The 17,471-nt window shown below is 33.6% G+C and carries 18 protein-coding genes and 4 tRNA genes; 20 read left to right on the top strand and 2 right to left on the bottom strand.

Annotated features, from left to right (window positions below):
- Nucleotides 1–80 precede the first annotated feature (80 nt).
- The gene (locus tag FC091_RS04640) at nucleotides 81–782 is read right to left on the bottom strand and encodes a class I SAM-dependent methyltransferase (RefSeq protein WP_138433111.1); all 702 of its coding nucleotides are present in this window, start codon (nucleotides 780–782) and stop codon (nucleotides 81–83) included.
- 113 nt (nucleotides 783–895) lie between these two features.
- On the opposite strand from FC091_RS04640, the gene FC091_RS04635 reads away from it, so the two are divergent.
- The 6 genes from FC091_RS04635 to FC091_RS04610 all read left to right on the top strand — a co-directional run bounded on the left by FC091_RS04635 (nucleotide 896) and on the right by FC091_RS04610 (nucleotide 5,042).
- A complete protein-coding gene (locus tag FC091_RS04635; protein WP_138433110.1) occupies nucleotides 896–1,390 on the top strand; it encodes a YkgJ family cysteine cluster protein in 495 nt (164 codons plus the stop codon).
- A gap of 48 nt (nucleotides 1,391–1,438) precedes the next feature.
- A complete protein-coding gene (locus FC091_RS04630) occupies nucleotides 1,439–2,338 on the top strand; it encodes a hypothetical protein (RefSeq protein ID WP_138433109.1) in 900 nt (299 codons plus the stop codon).
- Nucleotides 2,339–2,342: 4 nt separating this feature from the next.
- Complete coding sequence (locus tag FC091_RS04625; RefSeq protein ID WP_138433108.1) at nucleotides 2,343–3,191, top strand: sterol desaturase family protein; 849 nt, start codon at nucleotides 2,343–2,345, stop codon at nucleotides 3,189–3,191.
- 66 nt (nucleotides 3,192–3,257) lie between these two features.
- Entirely contained in the window at nucleotides 3,258–3,581 is a 324-nt protein-coding gene (locus FC091_RS04620) for a GIY-YIG nuclease family protein (protein WP_138433107.1), read from the top strand.
- Between the two features lie 37 nt (nucleotides 3,582–3,618).
- Nucleotides 3,619–4,455, top strand: coding sequence for a glycerophosphodiester phosphodiesterase family protein (locus FC091_RS04615; protein WP_138433106.1), 837 nt, complete (start codon nucleotides 3,619–3,621; stop codon nucleotides 4,453–4,455).
- 155 nt (nucleotides 4,456–4,610) lie between these two features.
- Complete coding sequence (locus tag FC091_RS04610; RefSeq protein WP_138433105.1) at nucleotides 4,611–5,042, top strand: hypothetical protein; 432 nt, start codon at nucleotides 4,611–4,613, stop codon at nucleotides 5,040–5,042.
- Nucleotides 5,043–5,222: 180 nt separating this feature from the next.
- Here the strand turns inward: FC091_RS04610 and FC091_RS04605 are convergent, their stop codons facing one another.
- On the bottom strand, nucleotides 5,223–6,539 hold the full coding sequence (locus FC091_RS04605; RefSeq protein WP_138433104.1) for an exo-beta-N-acetylmuramidase NamZ family protein: 1,317 nt from the start codon (nucleotides 6,537–6,539) through the stop codon (nucleotides 5,223–5,225).
- Between the two features lie 10 nt (nucleotides 6,540–6,549).
- Between FC091_RS04605 and FC091_RS04600 the strand changes: the two genes are divergently transcribed.
- The 14 genes from FC091_RS04600 (at nucleotide 6,550) to FC091_RS04535 (ending at nucleotide 17,455) form a co-directional block, all read left to right on the top strand.
- Nucleotides 6,550–7,782, top strand: a complete 1,233-nt coding sequence (locus FC091_RS04600; protein WP_138433380.1) for an ABC transporter permease — start codon at nucleotides 6,550–6,552, stop codon at nucleotides 7,780–7,782.
- 68 nt (nucleotides 7,783–7,850) lie between these two features.
- Entirely contained in the window at nucleotides 7,851–8,831 is a 981-nt protein-coding gene (locus FC091_RS04595) for a PLP-dependent cysteine synthase family protein (RefSeq protein WP_138433103.1), read from the top strand.
- Nucleotides 8,832–8,911: 80 nt separating this feature from the next.
- On the top strand, nucleotides 8,912–10,183 hold the full coding sequence (locus FC091_RS04590) for a DUF2851 family protein (protein WP_138433102.1): 1,272 nt from the start codon (nucleotides 8,912–8,914) through the stop codon (nucleotides 10,181–10,183).
- A gap of 13 nt (nucleotides 10,184–10,196) precedes the next feature.
- Nucleotides 10,197–10,424: a PspC domain-containing protein gene (locus FC091_RS15335; protein WP_138433101.1), complete on the top strand. Its 228-nt coding sequence runs from the start codon at nucleotides 10,197–10,199 to the stop codon at nucleotides 10,422–10,424.
- Between the two features lie 3 nt (nucleotides 10,425–10,427).
- Nucleotides 10,428–11,450 (top strand): potassium channel family protein, encoded by a 1,023-nt coding sequence (locus tag FC091_RS04580; RefSeq protein WP_138433100.1) that lies wholly within the window; start codon nucleotides 10,428–10,430, stop codon nucleotides 11,448–11,450.
- Between the two features lie 97 nt (nucleotides 11,451–11,547).
- Nucleotides 11,548–13,404: an alanine/glycine:cation symporter family protein gene (locus tag FC091_RS04575; RefSeq protein ID WP_138433099.1), complete on the top strand. Its 1,857-nt coding sequence runs from the start codon at nucleotides 11,548–11,550 to the stop codon at nucleotides 13,402–13,404.
- Nucleotides 13,405–13,421: 17 nt separating this feature from the next.
- On the top strand, nucleotides 13,422–14,294 hold the full coding sequence (locus FC091_RS04570) for a ComEA family DNA-binding protein (RefSeq protein ID WP_138433098.1): 873 nt from the start codon (nucleotides 13,422–13,424) through the stop codon (nucleotides 14,292–14,294).
- Nucleotides 14,295–14,309: 15 nt separating this feature from the next.
- A complete protein-coding gene (locus FC091_RS04565; protein ID WP_138433097.1) occupies nucleotides 14,310–15,476 on the top strand; it encodes an acyl-CoA dehydrogenase family protein in 1,167 nt (388 codons plus the stop codon).
- A 107-nt stretch (nucleotides 15,477–15,583) separates the two neighbouring features.
- On the top strand, nucleotides 15,584–16,474 hold the full coding sequence (locus FC091_RS04560; RefSeq protein ID WP_138433096.1) for a tyrosine-type recombinase/integrase: 891 nt from the start codon (nucleotides 15,584–15,586) through the stop codon (nucleotides 16,472–16,474).
- Nucleotides 16,475–16,552: 78 nt separating this feature from the next.
- Nucleotides 16,553–16,861 (top strand): ribosome hibernation-promoting factor, HPF/YfiA family, encoded by a 309-nt coding sequence (gene hpf, locus FC091_RS04555; RefSeq protein ID WP_138433095.1) that lies wholly within the window; start codon nucleotides 16,553–16,555, stop codon nucleotides 16,859–16,861.
- A 110-nt stretch (nucleotides 16,862–16,971) separates the two neighbouring features.
- Nucleotides 16,972–17,045, top strand: a tRNA-Thr gene (locus tag FC091_RS04550).
- Between the two features lie 53 nt (nucleotides 17,046–17,098).
- A tRNA-Tyr gene (locus FC091_RS04545) sits at nucleotides 17,099–17,181 on the top strand.
- A 75-nt stretch (nucleotides 17,182–17,256) separates the two neighbouring features.
- Nucleotides 17,257–17,329 (top strand) — tRNA-Gly (locus FC091_RS04540).
- Nucleotides 17,330–17,383: 54 nt separating this feature from the next.
- Nucleotides 17,384–17,455 (top strand) — tRNA-Thr (locus FC091_RS04535).
- Nucleotides 17,456–17,471: the final 16 nt, after the last annotated feature.

Raw genomic sequence — 17,471 nt, 5'->3', positions numbered from 1 at the left:
CATTTTGAACTGTCATACTGAGCTTCTCGAAGTGTTGTTTCAGAATCACTATGGATAGCTAACCAAATTCAGGAAGTAAATTATGCGTGAGTAATCCTCGCTAAATAATGAAAATGCTCGCCATCCATAACTTTTTCGCATTTAAGACCTACGGTTTGGCAAGCTGTGTTTAGCGTTTCAAAATCGAGGTAGAGCCACTTCATTGGAGTTGCTTCTTCGCCTTTGTAGCTAAAGAAATAATCAAGTTCGCCAATATAACCACTGTTTAAATCTAGCCAAGTACCACCATCTTCATCTTCGTACATATAAGAGATATCAGAAGAGTCGATTAAAATTTGTCCGTTAGGTTTCAACAACGATTTTAGGAGGTTTAAGTATTTAGCAACCTGTAGTATTTCCTGAAAAATACCAGTACCATTCATTAAAAGTAGAATGGTATCAAACGTATCTGTTTCTTCTAATAAAGCTTTATGTTCAGCATTTTTTAGCCCTCGTAATTTGCAGACGTCAATAGCACCTTTAGAGCTATCAATTGCTTTTACATTAAGTCCTTTTTCCTGTAACCAAAGTGCGTGGTTGCCAGCACCACAACCAACATCGAGGATTTTGCCTTTACTAAGTTGTAAAGCTTTTTGCTCTAGTTTTGGCATTTCAGAATAAGTTCTAAATAAATAGGGAAGTGGTAATTCGTCCTTATCAGATATGTTGGTCCATGTGATAATATCTTCAGAATAATTACCATTCTGATAATCTAATAGTGCTTTTCCAAAGATGTCTTTCATAATATTGTCATTGCGAGCAAAGCGCGGCAATCTGTTAGTTTTAGGTTGTATTTTTCGAGATTACCACGTCATTTCATTCCTCGTAATGACAAGTAAATTCGTATTTTTACAATATGCAAAACCAAATCAATAATCTGCCAAAGTTGGCCAAAGATAAGCATAAGGAAAACAAAACTTTCTTTGCCAAACTTAGAAAAAAGCCACCAAAGCAATTAGACTACATTATGCAAGAGTTGCACGAGGAAGAGTTTGAACGAACAGATTGTTTGCAATGTGCTAATTGTTGCAAAACCACAGGACCTTTGTTTACGGATAAGGATATTCAGCGCATATCTAAATCTTTCAAAATGAAAGAGCAGCAGTTTATTGATGCTTATTTGCGCCTAGATGAGGATAATGATTATGTGTTGCAATCTGTGCCTTGCACGTTTTTAGATGCGGATAATTACTGTATGATTTATGATGTAAGACCAAAGGCTTGCCGAGAATTTCCGCATACAGATCGTAAAAAATTTCAGCAAATTTCTAATTTAACTTTAAAAAATGTAGCGATTTGTCCTGCAGCGTTTAACATTGTTGAAGAAATGAAAAAACGAATAAATGTATAACTTTAGCTTCGGAATAATTTTTGATATAACCTTTGAAAAAAACTAAATATGAAAAACGTTCTACTAAAATTATTGCTCGTTGTTTTAATGGTGAACACAGCTTCAGCTCAAGAATGGATGAAAAATCTAGAGGTAGCGCAAGCCTTAGCAACGGTTCAGAATAAAATGGTGCTTATGGTTTGGGAAGAAACTACTACGTATCAATATCCTGTTATTGTAAAAGATGATAAAGGTAGAACTGTATTTATTAATAACTTGTATGAAGACGAGCAGGTGAGTCCTTTAATTTGGGAACATTTTGTGCCAGTCATTGTATCAGAATATCGTTATGCGGATTTATATGAAAAGATTAAAGAAAGTCGTAGCCAAAAATACTTAGATAAGTTTAATGACGATAGCATAAAAATTATGGATGTTAATGGTAATATTCTCAATGTAAATTACTCAACAGAAGACTTTCAAAATATAACAACTTTAATAGAGCGCTACTCTTTAAATACAGCCTTTATTGCTAAAGAACTTCAGGATTATAGAGAAGATAAAAATTTCTATTCTGCCTATTTTTTAGCATCAAAATATTTAGATCTTAGCATGTACGCCAAACCACGAACAAGAAATGATATTATTGAATTGTCTAACATCTATATTAACGAGACGGAACGACTTATTTCGAAAGAAGAGCAGAATGAGCACACAGCCTTGAAACAGCGTTGTGAGTTGTTAAAACTTCAAAAATATCTGCTTTTAAAACGGCCAAAAAAAGTTATCAGACAGTTGAATAAAATAAAGGATGATGAGATTGTAGAAAGTAATAAACCATTTATGGCATTTTTGTATTATGCCGCTTATATGAGCACAGGTAAATCCGAAGATGCAGAAGAATGGAAATCTCAAATTTCTTCTGTAAATTTGAAAAAAGCACAAAAGATTATAAATTTAAATAGATAATTCTTTGGAAACGATTATTAACTATTTTGAAACGATTCCATCGTCTCACCGAAGTCTTATTTTAATTGGTGGATTAACTTTTTTTTGGTTATTAGAAGGTGGTTTACCTTTATTCAAATTTAAGTATAACAAATGGCAGCATGCGTTGCCTAATTTGTTCTTTACACTAACAACAGTAATTGTTAATTTCGCATTAGCATCATTACTATATTGGTCTTCAAAATGGGTGGTAGAACATAATTTTGGGATTATTAACTGGTTGTTTCCCGATGCTCAGCCTCTTTGGCTTTATGCGTTTCTTGGTGTTCTGTTATTAGACTTTTTTGGTGCGTATTTGGCGCATTATGTAGAGCATAAAGTAAAACCACTTTGGATGGTACATTTGGTACATCACACAGACCACAAAGTAGATACAACAACAGCCAACAGGCACCATCCTATTGAGAGTGTTATTCGTTTTGCATTTACCTTGTTTGGTGTTTTTGCTGTCGGTACACCTTTTGCATTGGTTATGTTATACCAAGCTATGTCTTTAATTTTTACACAGTTTACACATGCTAATATTAAGTTGCCTAAAGGTTTGGATAAAGCGTTGAGTTATTTTATCATCTCGCCAGATATGCACAAAATCCATCATCATTACCGCTTGCCATATACAGATTCTAATTATGGTAATATTTTTAGTATTTGGGATCGCTTATTGGGTACTTACATGTACATGGATAGAGAAAAATTGGTTTACGGAGTAGATGTTTTTCCAGATGAAACGAAAAATAGCAATATTGGTGAATTGCTAAAACAACCTTTTCAGAAATATGAAAAACCTACACTCTCGGCAGATGTGGAAGAGTAGTATGAAATAACCTTTTAACTATAACTGTCAGGCTGAGCCTGTCGAAGCCGAACTCATAAAAAAATCATGAGATTATATTACGTATATATATTGAAATGTTCCGATGGCTCCTATTATACAGGAATGACCAATGATTTAGAGAGAAGGTTAATAGAACATCAAACGAAAGCTTCTTATGGATATACATACAAAAGATTGCCAGTAAAACTTGTTTGGTATTTAGAATGTTCTAAACCAGACGAGGCTATAGGTATAGAAAAGAAAATTAAAGGATGGTCTAGAAAGAAAAAAGAGGCCTTAATTAATGAAAACTGGGATGACTTAGTAAGATTTTCAAAAAATTATACAGAATATGGGAAACCAAAAACGTCTTCGACAAGCTCAGACTGACAATAAGTATTTATTAGTAATTTTAGTCATATTTTTAATGAGCTGCAACATCGAAAAACAATTAGACATTCAAGGTCACAGAGGCTGTAGAGGTCTATATCCCGAAAATTCCTTGCCAGCATTTGATAAAGCGATTGAACTTGGTGTTACAACTTTAGAGTTAGATATTGCCATTACAAAAGACAATGAAGTTGTGGTTTCGCACGAGCCTTTTATGAGCCGAACTATTTGTTTTAATCCCGAAGGCGACGAGATTCCTGAAGACATGGACATGAAGTATAATCTCTATGAGATGACGCACAATGAGATTAAACAATTTGATTGTGGTACAAAGCTTCATCCTACATATCCAGACCAAAAGAAACTAAAAACTTACAAACCACTTTTGTCTGAAGTTTTTGAACTTGCAAAGACTAAAAATCCTGATATTAAATTCAATATTGAAATTAAATCTAAGCCTGAGTATTATGGTATTTATACACCACAGCCAGATGAATATGTAAAAATAGTCTTAGATGAAATTGAAGAAAGTGGACTTTTCTCTAATGTGAATTTGCAGTCATTTGATTTAGTGATTTTAGAAGAAATAAAGAAACAATCTCCAAAAATGCCAGTTGCACTTCTGGTAGATGAAGATGAAACTATAGCAACAAAGCTTGAAAAACTATCTTACAAACCAGAAATAATAAGTCCATATTTTAAATTATTAACTTCAGAAATTATTAATGAGTATCATGCTCAAAATTATCTAATCATTCCTTGGACAGTTAACGAAGTACAAGACCTATTAAAGATGCTTAGATGGAATGTAGATGGCATTATTACAGATTATCCAGACAGGCTTATAAAGATGCGTTCTAGCGAACGTTATTAACAACTTATCAACAAAAAATAGTAATTCCTCTGATTTCTGTGTAGTTGGTGGATATTTTATCCTTTCATTCAATTATCCAATTATGTTTGCGATGGATTAATTAATTAAATACTGTTGAGCTAAACAAACCAAGTTTAATGTAAAGCTTTGCTGTAGTGAAAAATTTAATCCGAATTCTCCTCATTGTTGTCCTTGTTTTTTTATTAAGTTTTACGTTAAAAGCCCAAGAACAATATGCCAAATTAGAGCCAAACAGAAATATTCAAGCCAAAGGATTAATTCATAAGTTGAATGAAACCAAGGATACATTAATCTTGCAAAGCGATAAAAAGATCAATTATCTCTATTCTATCAATAAAGACTACGGAAGGGATTTTGATGTCTATGTAGACACCACATTTTATAAATTTCCATTAAACAAATTGCCAAAAGGAAAACATGTGTTGGTAGCTGTTCAGTCGCCAAAACGCATCGTATTTGTCGTTAGAATTTTAAAAGAAATCCCAAAAGAAGAACCAATAGAAATACCCTCTGAAGCTATAGTCGCTAACGAATCTAAAAAAGTAGTGGTAACTGAGAATAATTAATCATTCCCTCAGAAAGTAATAATAAAAATTCGTCAGTTCGAGTGGATTTTTCGATTGTAAATGAGAAAAATTTGTATCGAGAATTAGAATTTTAATAACTAAAAAGTTCTCCATACGATTTTTCGTACCTCAAAATCACTCGAACTGACATGTGATATATAATGTTCAAATTCAGAGATATTAATCATAGATTAAATATCTCGCTCTAATTACTTTAAAAACCTCTAAATCATCCTGCCATGTTGCCCTAATGGCTTCTTCGCTCATTCCAGATTCTATTTGCTGTTGTAGTTTTTCTGTACCAGCATGTTTGGTGAAGTTAGCAGTATTAAACACTTTACTTTTATCGGTAGCATTAGTGTAAGCGTCAATCACATATTTTAATGTAAAACGTCTTTCAGCTTTAATTTTAGACAAATCTTCGCCATAACACAGTACATCTTTATGTTTAGGGTATTTTGAGCCAAAATTAGGTTGTGGAGTATAGGTAAAGGCATAATGTGACGCATCTAAAAAGGGAGCGCCATAACGTTGAAATTGAAACTCAGTACCGCGACCAGCATTAATGTTTGTGCCTTCAAACAATCCTAAACTAGGATATAAAGTTATAGATTGATCATTAGGTAAATTTGGAGAAGGTCTTATCGGTAAACTATAGGTTTTTTCATGGTTATAATGTTCCATCTCTACAATAGTAATATCGCATTTAGCATTGTCTTTTAACCAACCTTCACCATTAATCATTTTAGCATATTCGCCAATCGTCATACCGTGCGCCAAAGGAATGGTATGCATGCCCAAAAAGCTACTGTGCTCTTTTTCTAATGTAGGGCCATCAACATAGTTGCCATTAGGATTAGGACGATCTAATATTAGTAATGGTACATTATTTTCAGCGCAAGCTTCCATCACATAATGCAAGGTAGAGATGTAGGTATAAAAACGCACACCAACATCTTGAATATCAAAAACCATAATATCTAAATCTTCGAGTTGCTCAGTTGTTGGTTTTTTATGTTTCCCATGAAGTGAAAAAATTGGTAACTGTGTTTTTACATCTACACCATCTTTTACATTTTCACCAGCATCAGCCGTACCTCTAAAACCATGCTCAGGAGAAAATACTTTTTTGATGTTGATGTTTAATGCTAATAGAGAATCTACTATATGTTGATAAGAAATGTCATTGCGAGACTTAGAAGAAGTCGCGGCAATCTCTTTAAAAATCACAGAGGTTTGATTAGCCACAACACCAACGCACTTTCCTTTTAATAATGGTAAGTAAGCTTCTGTGCGGTTAGCACCAACTACAATACTTTTGTCATCCTTTTCTTCTGTCATACTGAGCGTGTCACGCTGAGCCTGTCGAAGCGCAGTCGAAGTGTCTTCTAGCTTCTCACTTCTCACTTCGAGCTTTTCACTTCCTCCTTTTCCTGCACAAGAAATCACTACCAAGACAAATAATAAAACTGTATTTTTGAAAACCTTAAAACGCATAAAAGAAAATTTGAATTTCGAACTGTTTATAGCTAAACGCATTATTGGCAATAAAGCGTATAAAAGTAGTGTTTCGGCACCAATAATTAAAATTGGTATTGCGGCAATTGCTATCGGTATTATAGTAATGCTTATTGCTATTGCAACGGGTTTAGGGCTTCAGCAAAAAATTAGAGATAAGGTAGTTGCCTTTAATGGTCATATAGAAATTACAAATTATGATACCAATGCTTCAGATGAATCTCAGGTGCCAATCTCTTCAGATCAGGATTTTTATCCAAACTTCAATGCTGTAGAAGAAGTAACGCACATACAAGGTATTGCTACAAAATTCGCAGTAATTAGAACCGAAACTGATTTTGAAGGCGTCGTTATTAAAGGCGTAGGAGCCGATTATAAATGGGATTATTTTCAGGAGTTTTTGGTAGAAGGTCGTTTACCAGATTTTTCAGGAAAACGTAATGAGGAAATATTAATTTCAAGCTATTTAGCAAACCGATTAGGTTTTAAAGTTGGTGATACATTTCAAACCTTATTTGGTGAAAATCTTAATAAAGCTCCACGCTACATTAATTATGAAATAGTTGGTATCTATAATTCTGGTTTTCAAGAACTAGATGAAAAATTCTGTATTGCAGATTTGCGTCATATTCAACGTTTAAATAAATGGGAAGCTAATGAAATTGGAAGTTTTGAGGTGTTTATTGATGACTTTTCAAACATAGAAGAAACTTATAATGCTGTGTTTAAAGAAATCCCCTCCTTGTTAAATGCTACACCAGTAAACCAAAAGTATTACACCGTATTTGAGTGGATAAAAATTTTCGATAACAATACCTATGGCATTATAGCTATTATGATAATTGTTGCCGGAATAAACATGATTACAGCCTTGTTGGTCTTAATTTTAGAGCGTACCCAAATGATAGGTATTCTTAAGGCTTTAGGTAGTTCTAACTGGTCTATAAGAAAAGTGTTTTTGTACAACGCATCCTATCTTATTGGTTTAGGTTTGCTTTGGGGAAATTTACTAGGTTTAGGCTTGTTGTTTGCTCAAAAGTATTTCAAGCTTTTTCCGCTTAATCCAGATACCTATTATGTAAGTGAAGCGCCAGTATACATAAGTTTAGATTATATTTTGATTCTAAATATCGGAACCTTTATTGCATGTTTATTAATGCTTTTAATACCATCAGTGATAATTTCTAAGATATCGCCAGTAAAAGCCATTCGATTCGATTAAAAAACATAACGAACTTTTAACGCCTTACTTTTAACTTTTCAACTATTTTTGCATCGCAAAATAAAACTATGGAGTACGTAGAAAACATATTAGGAACCATTGGTAACACACCTTTGGTAAAGATGAATAAATTAGTAGAGGAGCTACCTTGTTTGGTTTTAGCCAAGTATGAAACCTTTAATCCAGGAAACTCAGTTAAGGATCGTATGGCATTACAAATGATTGAAGATGCAGAGGCGGATGGACGCTTAAAGCCTGGCGGAACTATCATTGAAGGGACATCAGGAAATACAGGTATGGGACTCGCTCTAGCAGCCATAGTTAAAGGCTATAAATGTATTTTTGTTATAAGCGATAAACAGTCTAAGGAAAAAATGGATGTTTTAAGAGCTGTAGGTGCAGAAGTTATTGTCTGCCCTACAGACGTAGAGCCAGATGATCCTCGAAGTTACTATTCAGTGTCCAAAAGACTTGGTGAAGAAACGCCAAATTCATGGTATGTAAATCAATACGACAATCCAAGTAACTGTAAAGCTCATTTTAAAACTACTGGTCCAGAAATTTGGAAACAAACAGACGGAAAAGTAACACATTTTGTAGTTGGTGTAGGTACAGGCGGTACGATTTCAGGAGTAGGAAGTTACCTAAAAATGAAAAACCCAAACATCAAAGTCTGGGGTGTAGATACTTATGGTTCAGTGTTTAAAAAATATCATGAAACCGGCATTTTTGATGAAAATGAAATCTACCCGTACGTCACCGAAGGTATTGGTGAAGACATTTTACCGGCAAATGTTAATTTTGGTATTATCGATGGATTTACAAAAGTAACTGACAAAGATGCTGCGGTGTACACACAACGTCTAGCAAAAGAAGAAGGCATGTTTTTGGGTAATTCTGCAGGTGCTGCTATAAAAGGTGTACTTCAATTAAAAGAACATTTTAAACCAGAAGACGTCGTGGTTGTGTTGTTTCATGATCACGGAAGTCGCTATGTAGGTAAGATGTTCAATGACGATTGGATGCGTGAAAAAGGGTATATTGATTAAAAAAAATGCTTCCCGTATTTTTGAACATAACAAATTAACTAGATATCCTGAGTTTTGCTCAGGATTTTCTATTTTAGAGCATGCAAGAAGACTTTCTTCATTACGTTTGGAAGCAAAAAGCTTTTTCCTCAACATCGCTTAAAACTACAAGTGGTGAATCTATTGTTATCTTAAAATTAGGGCAGCATAATCATAATTCAGGTCCAGATTTTTTTAATGCCCAGTTAAGTATTGATGGCCAGTTATGGGCTGGTAATGTTGAAATTCATATAAAATCTTCAGATTGGTATGTGCATGGTCATGAAAAAGATAAGGCATATGATAACGTAATTTTACATGTAGTTTGGGAACATGATACAGAAGTATTAAGACGTGATAATTCGTTGGTTTCGACATTAGAATTAAAGCCAATAATAGATAGAAATCTTGTTACGAATTACCGTGCATTGTTAACATCTAAGGCCTGGATTAATTGCGAAACTCATTACCCTGAAGTAGATGATTTTGTATTAGAAAACTGGATAGAGCGTTTGTATATCGAGCGCTTAGAACGAAAATCGAGTGAAATTTTAGAGCTTTTAAAGGAATCTAAAAACGATTGGGAAGCAGTTTTATTCAAAATGCTGTTAAAAAACTTTGGACTTAAAGTAAATGGTGAAGCATTTTTTAGCCTTGCAAACTCTGTAGACTATGCTACAGTTAGAAAACTTCAGAATAATATACTAGATTTGGAAGCCTTATTCTTTGGTCAAGCAAGTTTACTAGATGAAGATGTACAAGAGCCTTACTTTAAAGATTTAAAAGAGCGTTATCTTTTTTTGGTACAAAAGTTTAAACTTAATAATCAAGGTGTTTTACCAGTGCAATTTTTTAGGCTAAGACCACCAAATTTTCCAACAATTCGCCTTTCGCAATTTGTTAATCTTTATGTTTCTGAGCAGCAGCTATTTTCAAAAGTAATGACGATTCAAACAAAAAAAGATTTTTATAAATTGTTCAGTAAGGGTGTTACCAACTTTTGGATGACGCATTATACCTTTGGTAAACAGTCAAAAGTCTATAAGAAGGTAATTACAAAATCATTTATTGATTTGTTGTTAATAAACACAGTCATTCCTATAAAATTTAGTTACGCCAAGCATCAAGGTCAACAAATTAACGACAAGTTGTTCAAATTACTAAGTGGTATAAGGCAAGAAAATAACAGCATTGTAAATAAATACATGCAACTGAGACCTATTAAAAAGAATGCTCTCAGTTCACAAGGTTTGCTTCAATTAAAACAAAATTATTGTGATACAAACCGCTGTCTCCAATGTGCAATAGGGAATAGTTTAATAGTTAAAAATTAAGTACATTGCAACTATGAATTTGTTTTACAAATTACTACACTATTTTCAAAAAAGAGGTTACTATGTTTGCCAACGCATCGCAGACCGCTTGGGTATTAGGGCAAAAATTGTAAGGACATCTTTTATGTATTTAACATTTGTAACCCTTGGCTTTGGGTTTGCTTTATACCTGTTCTTAGCTTTTTGGATGCGAATTAAAGATATAATTTACACAAAACGCTCTTCAGTTTTCGATTTATAATTTATGAGCAATCCATTATTACGACTCTTCAGATCTAAAATATATACAGCATTAATACTACTATTAATACTTATGTTTATAGGTATTATTGGTTACAGGTTTATATCCAATTATGAATGGATTGACGCTATCTATATGACGGTTATAACGATAACTACAGTGGGTTTTGCGGAAGTAAATCCATTAGATACCCAGTCAAAAATATTTACTGTGTTTTTGATTTTAGCAAGTGTCGTTATTGTAGGTTATGCTATATCAATAATTACAGAGTATATTTTGAGTAGAAATAATTTCGAAGACATAAAACAACGTAAAATGCAAAAGGAAATTGAAGCCATGTCTGGCCACATTATAATTTGTGGTTTTGGACGAAACGGAAAGCAAGCATCAATAAAATTACAAGATTATGGTAAACCCTTTGTTATCATAGAACGAAATAAGGATGTTATAGAGCGTTTACAAGAAGACGGATTGCCTTATGTATTTGGAAATGCCAATGAAGACGAAACTTTAATTGAAGCAGGTATAGATCGCGCAAGTACATTGATAACAGCATTACCTAGTGATGCAGATAATTTGTTTGTTGTACTTTCTGCTAGGCAAATAAATAAAGAGTTGTGCATAATAAGTAGAGCATCTCAAGAAACCTCATATAATAAACTAAAACTAGCGGGTGCTAACAATGTTATTTTACCAGATAAAATAGGTGGAGATCATATGGCATCTTTAGTAGTTATTCCAGATTTAGTAGAGTTTATTGATAACCTAGGTATCGTGGGTGAACGCAATATCAATATCGAAGAAATTAAAGTAGAACAACTTTACGACACAGAACACGTAAAGACTATTCGAGAACTAGACTTAAGAAAAAAAACAGGTTGTACTGTTATTGGATTTAAGGATGAAAATGGTGAGTATATTGTTAATCCAGAGGCAGATACAAAGCTTGTTACTGGTTCAAAAATCATTGTTTTAGGTCGTCCAGAGCAGATCAATAAGCTCAACTCAGAGTTTAATATAGAATAAGACACATAACCTTTTTAACGTAACAAGCTTTAAAAACTCATTTTTTTTTAGCATCTTGTCGGCTTATAATTAATAAAAACTAACTAATACTAATCTCATGAAGAAATATCTTCTGTTACTTTTTGTACTTATATTACCACTGTTAAATTTTGCTCAAGAAACTACATCTCAAAAGATTGACAATGCTTTTAAAAAATATACAGGGTGGTTTGTAGAAGGAATTTTTGCTGAAATACCTTTTGGAGAAATAAATGAAGAGGTCACTTTAGATTTAACAAAAACTGATCCGTTTAAGTACAATAAGAAAATTGAAAATGATTCAGTTTATATCACAGAAATAAGACTTCCTAGCAATAGAATTGCCACTGAAATAGATATATTATCGGACAATGATCTATCAGTTAGAGATAAAAATAGTATCGTTTTTTCAGAAAAAGAATTAAACTCTAATCAGAGCGTAACACTAATGGCTACATCGCCTTACGCTAGTATTCCATGGGTTCTTATTGTATTAGTAGGTGGTGCACTGTTCTTCACTATTTATTTTAAATTTATTAATGTAACAGGCTTTAGAACTGCTATTAAAGTAGTTCAAGGAAAATATGAAGATATAGAAAAGCACGGTGCTGATACTTTATATGGCGATAGCACACCAAATGAAGGAGGAGACATTATTGAAACAATAAGAGACGAAGGAGCTGATGGTGAAGTATCTCACTTTCAGGCATTAACGGCAGCATTATCTGCAACAGTTGGTTTAGGTAATATTGCAGGTGTAGCAGTGGCATTATCTATAGGTGGTCCTGGTGCGACATTCTGGATGATTGTTGCTGGTCTTTTAGGTATGGCATCAAAATTTGCTGAATGTACGTTAGGTGTAAAATATAGAGATGTCGGTAATGATGGTACTGTTTATGGTGGGCCAATGTACTACTTAACAAAAGGTCTAAGGGCCAAAGGAATGGGTGGTTTAGGTAAAGTTTTGGCAGTCATTTTTGCGATTTTTGTTATTGGAGGCTCATTTGGTGGTGGAAATATGTTTCAGGCAAATCAAGCAGCTGCTCAATTTGTTAAACTTTTTGATTTAGAAGGCGGTAACGCTGGCTTGTACTTTGGTTTGGTGATGGCAGTTTTAGTTGCTGTTGTTATTATAGGTGGTATTAAACGTATTGCATCAGTAACAGAAAAAATTGTACCATTCATGGCTGGTATATATGTCCTTGCTGCTCTGATAATTTTAGGTGCTAATTTTACACTTATCGATGATGCCTTCGGGTTAATATTCGAAGGGGCGTTTTCCGGTCTTGGTATAGCAGGTGGCCTCGTTGGAGTAATGATTCAAGGAATTAGAAGAGGTGCTTTCTCAAACGAAGCAGGTGTAGGATCTGCGGCTATTGCTCACTCTGCAGTGAGAACCAAATATCCAGCGAGTGAAGGTATTGTAGCTTTATTGGAGCCTTTTGTAGATACCGTTGTGATTTGTACAATGACAGCTCTAGTTATAGTAATAACAAATTTCGACGGTTCATTTATGGAATATGGTGTTGAGATTAAAGAAGGTGTTGAGATCACAGCAACAGCCTTTGACAGTGTTATACCGCATTTTTCAGTTGTACTAACAATTGCTGTTATATTGTTTGCATTTAGTACTATGATTTCTTGGTCTTATTATGGTATGCAGGGTTGGGTATTTTTATTCGGAAAAGGAAAAACTTCGGATTTAGCATACAAAATTTTATTTTTAATATTTGTGGTAATTGGTGCGTCAATCAGCCTGGGTGCAGTAATCGATTTCTCAGATGCAATGATTTTTGCAATGGTTGTACCAAATATTATCGGTGTAGTATTGTTATCGCCAATAATAAGAAACGAATTGAAAAAATATTATAAAGCAATCAACGTTAAAGAGGAAGCAATCGAAGAAGGTGCAGATGATATGAACGAGATTCTATAAAATAAATACATAAAAATATGAAATCCCATTTCCAGTTTTCTAATCAACAACGGAATGGGATTTTTTTATTATTCATAATTATCATTGCTTTACAATGTATTTTTGCTTTTATAGATTTTTCAGATGATACATTTCATTCAGACACTAAAGAAATAAATGCTTTTAGAAAAGAATTGGATTCATTACGGTTGATAGAAGTTGAGAACCACAAACCAAAGATCTATCCATTCAACCCAAACTATATCACCGATTATAAGGGGTACACGTTAGGTATGACGAATGAAGAGATTGATAGACTTCATCGATTTAGAGAAAGTAATCAATGGATAAATTCAGCTAACCAGTTTCAACAGGTGACAAAAGTCTCAGATTCAATACTGAATAAAATTTCACCTTATTTTAAATTTCCAGAATGGGTTACCAGTCCCAAGCCAAATTCAAATAGCTATAATAATTCGTTTGCCAAGAATAATAAGCCGAAAACGTTTAATCAGAAAGTAGATTTAAATATAGCAACAGCTAACCAGCTCCAAAAAGTTTACGGAGTCGGTGAGAAACTTTCAGACCGTATTATTAAGTATAGAACTAAATTTGGTGGTTTTATAGCAGATGTGGAATTATCTGAAGTTTACGGATTAATGCCTGAGGTAATAGAAAGGATAAGAGAAGGCTTTACTGTAAAAACCCCAAGAGCAATACAAACCATTAATATTAATTCTGCGACAAGAGACGAACTTGTATTGATTAAGTATATAGATTATGAAGTGGCAAATAATATTATAGAAGAAAGAACCCTCAGGGAAGGTTTCAAATCTTTTGAAGAATTAACAAAAATTGAAGATTTTCCTATTAAAAAATTAGAGATAATTAAATTATATTTGCGATTGTAAAGAAAAACATAATTTATGTCAAATATATACTTCACCGAAGAGCACAATTTATTTAGAGAAAGCCTAAGAGATTTTTTGCAAAAAGAAGTTGTGCCTCATATTGAAAAGTGGGAAGAAACAGGTACTATTGAACGCTTTATTTGGAAGAAATTTGGTGATATGGGCTATTTTGGTTTAGCCTATCCTGAAGAATATGGTGGATTAGATTTAGACTTGTTTTATACTGTAATTCTTTTAGAGGAACTGCAGCGAATCAATTCGGGTGGATTTGCCGCTGCAATTTGGGCTCATGCTTATTTAGCTATGACACATCTTAATGCCGAAGGAGATGAAGCTATAAAATCAAAATATCTTGCTGATAGTATTACTGGAGATATGATTGGCTGTCTTTGCGTTACGGAGCCATTTGGAGGTAGTGATGTTGCTGGTATGAGAACTACAGCTATTAAGGAAGGTGACCATTATATTTTAAATGGATCTAAAACATTTATTACCAATGGTGTTTACAGTGACTACATGGTAGTTGCAGCAAAGACTAACCCAGAACTAGGTAATAAGGGTATCAGTATATTTGTTGTAGATAGCAAATCCAAAGGTGTAACGGCTACTAAACTAGATAAGTTAGGCTGGCGAGCATCTGATACAGGTGAGATAGCCTTTGATAATGTCAAGGTTCCAGCTAATCAATTAATGGGAGAAGAGGGTAAAGGTTTTGCATACATAATGCAGCATTTCGCTTTAGAAAGACTCATAATGGGAATAAATGCGCATGCTAGAGCAGAATATGCCTTAGAGTACACATTACAATATATGTCTGAAAGAACAACTTTTGGGCAATCTTTAGATAAATACCAGGCCTTGCGTCATAGATATGTGGATATGCATGCAGACATGCAATTGTGCAAATACTACAATTATATGGTCGCAGATAGATTAGATAAAGGAGAATATGTTGTAGAAGAAGCAACAATTTCTAAGTTAAAATCTACTAAAATGGCTGATGAAGTGGCTTACAACTGTCTGCAGTTTTTAGGTGGTTATGGATACATGGAAGAATATCCGCTGGCAAGAATGTTTAGAGATAGTCGTCTGGGTCCTATAGGTGGTGGTACCTCAGAGATTTTAAAAGAAATCCTCTCTAAGATTATTATTGATAAAAAGTCATATAAACCTGCAACTTAAAATTTAATATTAGAATCATTCAAAATCCTGCTAAAAGCAGGATTTTTTTATTTGTAAATAATTTATACAAAGTAAAAAAGCTATATTTAAAATTCTAGAACTAAGAAATGAGCCTAAAAGCATTTTCAGAATATTTAGCATTAGAAAAGAATTACTCTAAGCATACCGTGTTGGCATACCTTAGAGACCTAGAGGTGTTTCAAGAGTTTTTAGATAAAAATCACGATTCAGAGCCCATTGAAAAAGTAGATTATTCAGAAATCAGGCAATGGATTGTTGAGTTGGTAAACAGTGGTATTTCAAATAGAACGATTAATAGAAAAGTATCTTCACTTAATTCATACTATAAGTTTTTACAAAAATCTCAGCAAATAGAAACTAACCCTTTAAGAAAGCATAAAGCTTTAAAAGTGGGTAAGAAAGTGCAATTACCTTTTTCTGAACAAGAACTGAAAAAGGTTTTAGAAAATTCTATCGAAGTAGTAGATTTTGAAAGCGCGAGAAATCAACTAATTATAGAGCTGTTTTATGCTACTGGTATTAGAAGAATAGAACTTGTTAATATGAAGCTATCTGATATAGATATGGGTAAAAAGCAGATAAAAGTCCTTGGGAAAAGAAATAAAGAACGTTATGTTCCATTACTTAGTTCTTTAGTGAAATCTTTTGATACATATTTAAAGTATAGAATTAGTTTACCTGAGGTAGCAGATAAAGAATATTTGTTTTTAACAAAAAAGGGTGTTAAGATTTACGAAATGCTTGTTTATAGAATAATAAATAAGTACTTTAGTATAGCATCCTCAAAAGCCAAATGCAGTCCGCATGTACTAAGGCACTCATTTGCAACACATTTATTAAATGAGGGAGCAGATTTAAATGCAGTAAAAGAACTTCTTGGACATACCAGTTTAGCTGCAACACAAGTATATACGCACAACAGTATATCTGAACTAAAAAAAGTGTATGCTAAAACACACCCAAGAAATAAACGTTAAGAACTCAACTTAACATCAAATCAAGTATTGAATAACGAATTTTATTCGATACAAAATGTTTAACTTAAAAAGTAGTGTATGAAAGTAAACACCCAATCCGTTAATTTCACAGCAGACAGAAAGTTGATTGATTTCATTCAGAAGAGAATGGATAAACTAGATTTATTTTATGATAAAATAATTCAGTCTGATGTTTATTTGAAGGTTGAAAATACTAGCGATAAAGAAAACAAAGTTTTTGAAGCTAAAGTACGCGTTCCAGGTGATAGTTTTGTAGTTAAAAAACAATGTAAAACCTTCGAGGAAGGTGCTGATATAGCAATATCATCATTAGAGAGGCAAATCAAAAAACGAAAGCAAAAATTAAGAGCAAGAACAAAAGCATAAAATTTTTGACAAAATGTTTTGAATAAAAAAATAAAATACTACATTTGCAGTCCGTTAGAAATAGCGGGCTTTTTTATGGCAAGAAATTGTTGAGAAAAAGTACTCAAAAAGCCGATATAGCTCAGCTGGCTAGAGCAGCTGATTTGTAATCAGCAGGTCGTGGGTTCGAGTCCCTCTATCGGCTCTAAAAAACACAAAATTGCATGTGTTTTTGAATTGAAATTTTGAAATGAATAAGGGGAGATTCCAGAGCGGCCAAATGGGACGGACTGTAACTCCGTTGTCTTTCGACTTCGCAGGTTCGAATCCTGCTCTCCCCACTTTTTTCAATCAAACAATTTTTTGATTGTTTTGAAATATTGAAACCACTAATTAAGGAAGCTTAATTATTGAAAGCGGGAGTAGCTCAGTTGGTAGAGCGTCAGCCTTCCAAGCTGAATGTCGCCGGTTCGAACCCGGTCTCCCGCTCAAAAAAACCTGCGAAGGCAGGTGTCTCAAAAATAGAGATGTTAAACACTTTACGCCGGTGTAGCTCAGGGGTAGAGCGTTTCCTTGGTAAGGAAGAGGTCACGAGTTCAAATCTCGTCATTGGCTCTTTTTTCTAAGAGAA

Source organism: Winogradskyella algicola, assembly GCF_005869935.1.
GTDB classification, from domain to species: Bacteria; Bacteroidota; Bacteroidia; order Flavobacteriales; family Flavobacteriaceae; genus Winogradskyella; species Winogradskyella algicola.
The sequence above is the reverse complement of the archived record's forward strand: the minus strand, read 5'-3'. Positions and strand labels throughout refer to the sequence as shown.

Coding starts and splice junctions, on each gene's coding strand:
- FC091_RS04640 (WP_138433111.1), bottom strand. CDS start 782: ATGAAAGACATCTTTGGAAAAGCACTATTAGATTATCAGAATGGTAAT.
- FC091_RS04635 (WP_138433110.1), top strand. CDS start 896: ATGCAAAACCAAATCAATAATCTGCCAAAGTTGGCCAAAGATAAGCAT.
- FC091_RS04630 (WP_138433109.1), top strand. CDS start 1,439: ATGAAAAACGTTCTACTAAAATTATTGCTCGTTGTTTTAATGGTGAAC.
- FC091_RS04620 (WP_138433107.1), top strand. CDS start 3,258: ATGAGATTATATTACGTATATATATTGAAATGTTCCGATGGCTCCTAT.
- FC091_RS04615 (WP_138433106.1), top strand. CDS start 3,619: ATGAGCTGCAACATCGAAAAACAATTAGACATTCAAGGTCACAGAGGC.
- FC091_RS04605 (WP_138433104.1), bottom strand. CDS start 6,539: ATGCGTTTTAAGGTTTTCAAAAATACAGTTTTATTATTTGTCTTGGTA.
- FC091_RS04595 (WP_138433103.1), top strand. CDS start 7,851: ATGGAGTACGTAGAAAACATATTAGGAACCATTGGTAACACACCTTTG.
- FC091_RS04590 (WP_138433102.1), top strand. CDS start 8,912: ATGCAAGAAGACTTTCTTCATTACGTTTGGAAGCAAAAAGCTTTTTCC.
- FC091_RS15335 (WP_138433101.1), top strand. CDS start 10,197: ATGAATTTGTTTTACAAATTACTACACTATTTTCAAAAAAGAGGTTAC.
- FC091_RS04580 (WP_138433100.1), top strand. CDS start 10,428: ATGAGCAATCCATTATTACGACTCTTCAGATCTAAAATATATACAGCA.
- FC091_RS04575 (WP_138433099.1), top strand. CDS start 11,548: ATGAAGAAATATCTTCTGTTACTTTTTGTACTTATATTACCACTGTTA.
- FC091_RS04570 (WP_138433098.1), top strand. CDS start 13,422: ATGAAATCCCATTTCCAGTTTTCTAATCAACAACGGAATGGGATTTTT.
- FC091_RS04565 (WP_138433097.1), top strand. CDS start 14,310: ATGTCAAATATATACTTCACCGAAGAGCACAATTTATTTAGAGAAAGC.
- FC091_RS04560 (WP_138433096.1), top strand. CDS start 15,584: ATGAGCCTAAAAGCATTTTCAGAATATTTAGCATTAGAAAAGAATTAC.
- hpf (WP_138433095.1), top strand. CDS start 16,553: ATGAAAGTAAACACCCAATCCGTTAATTTCACAGCAGACAGAAAGTTG.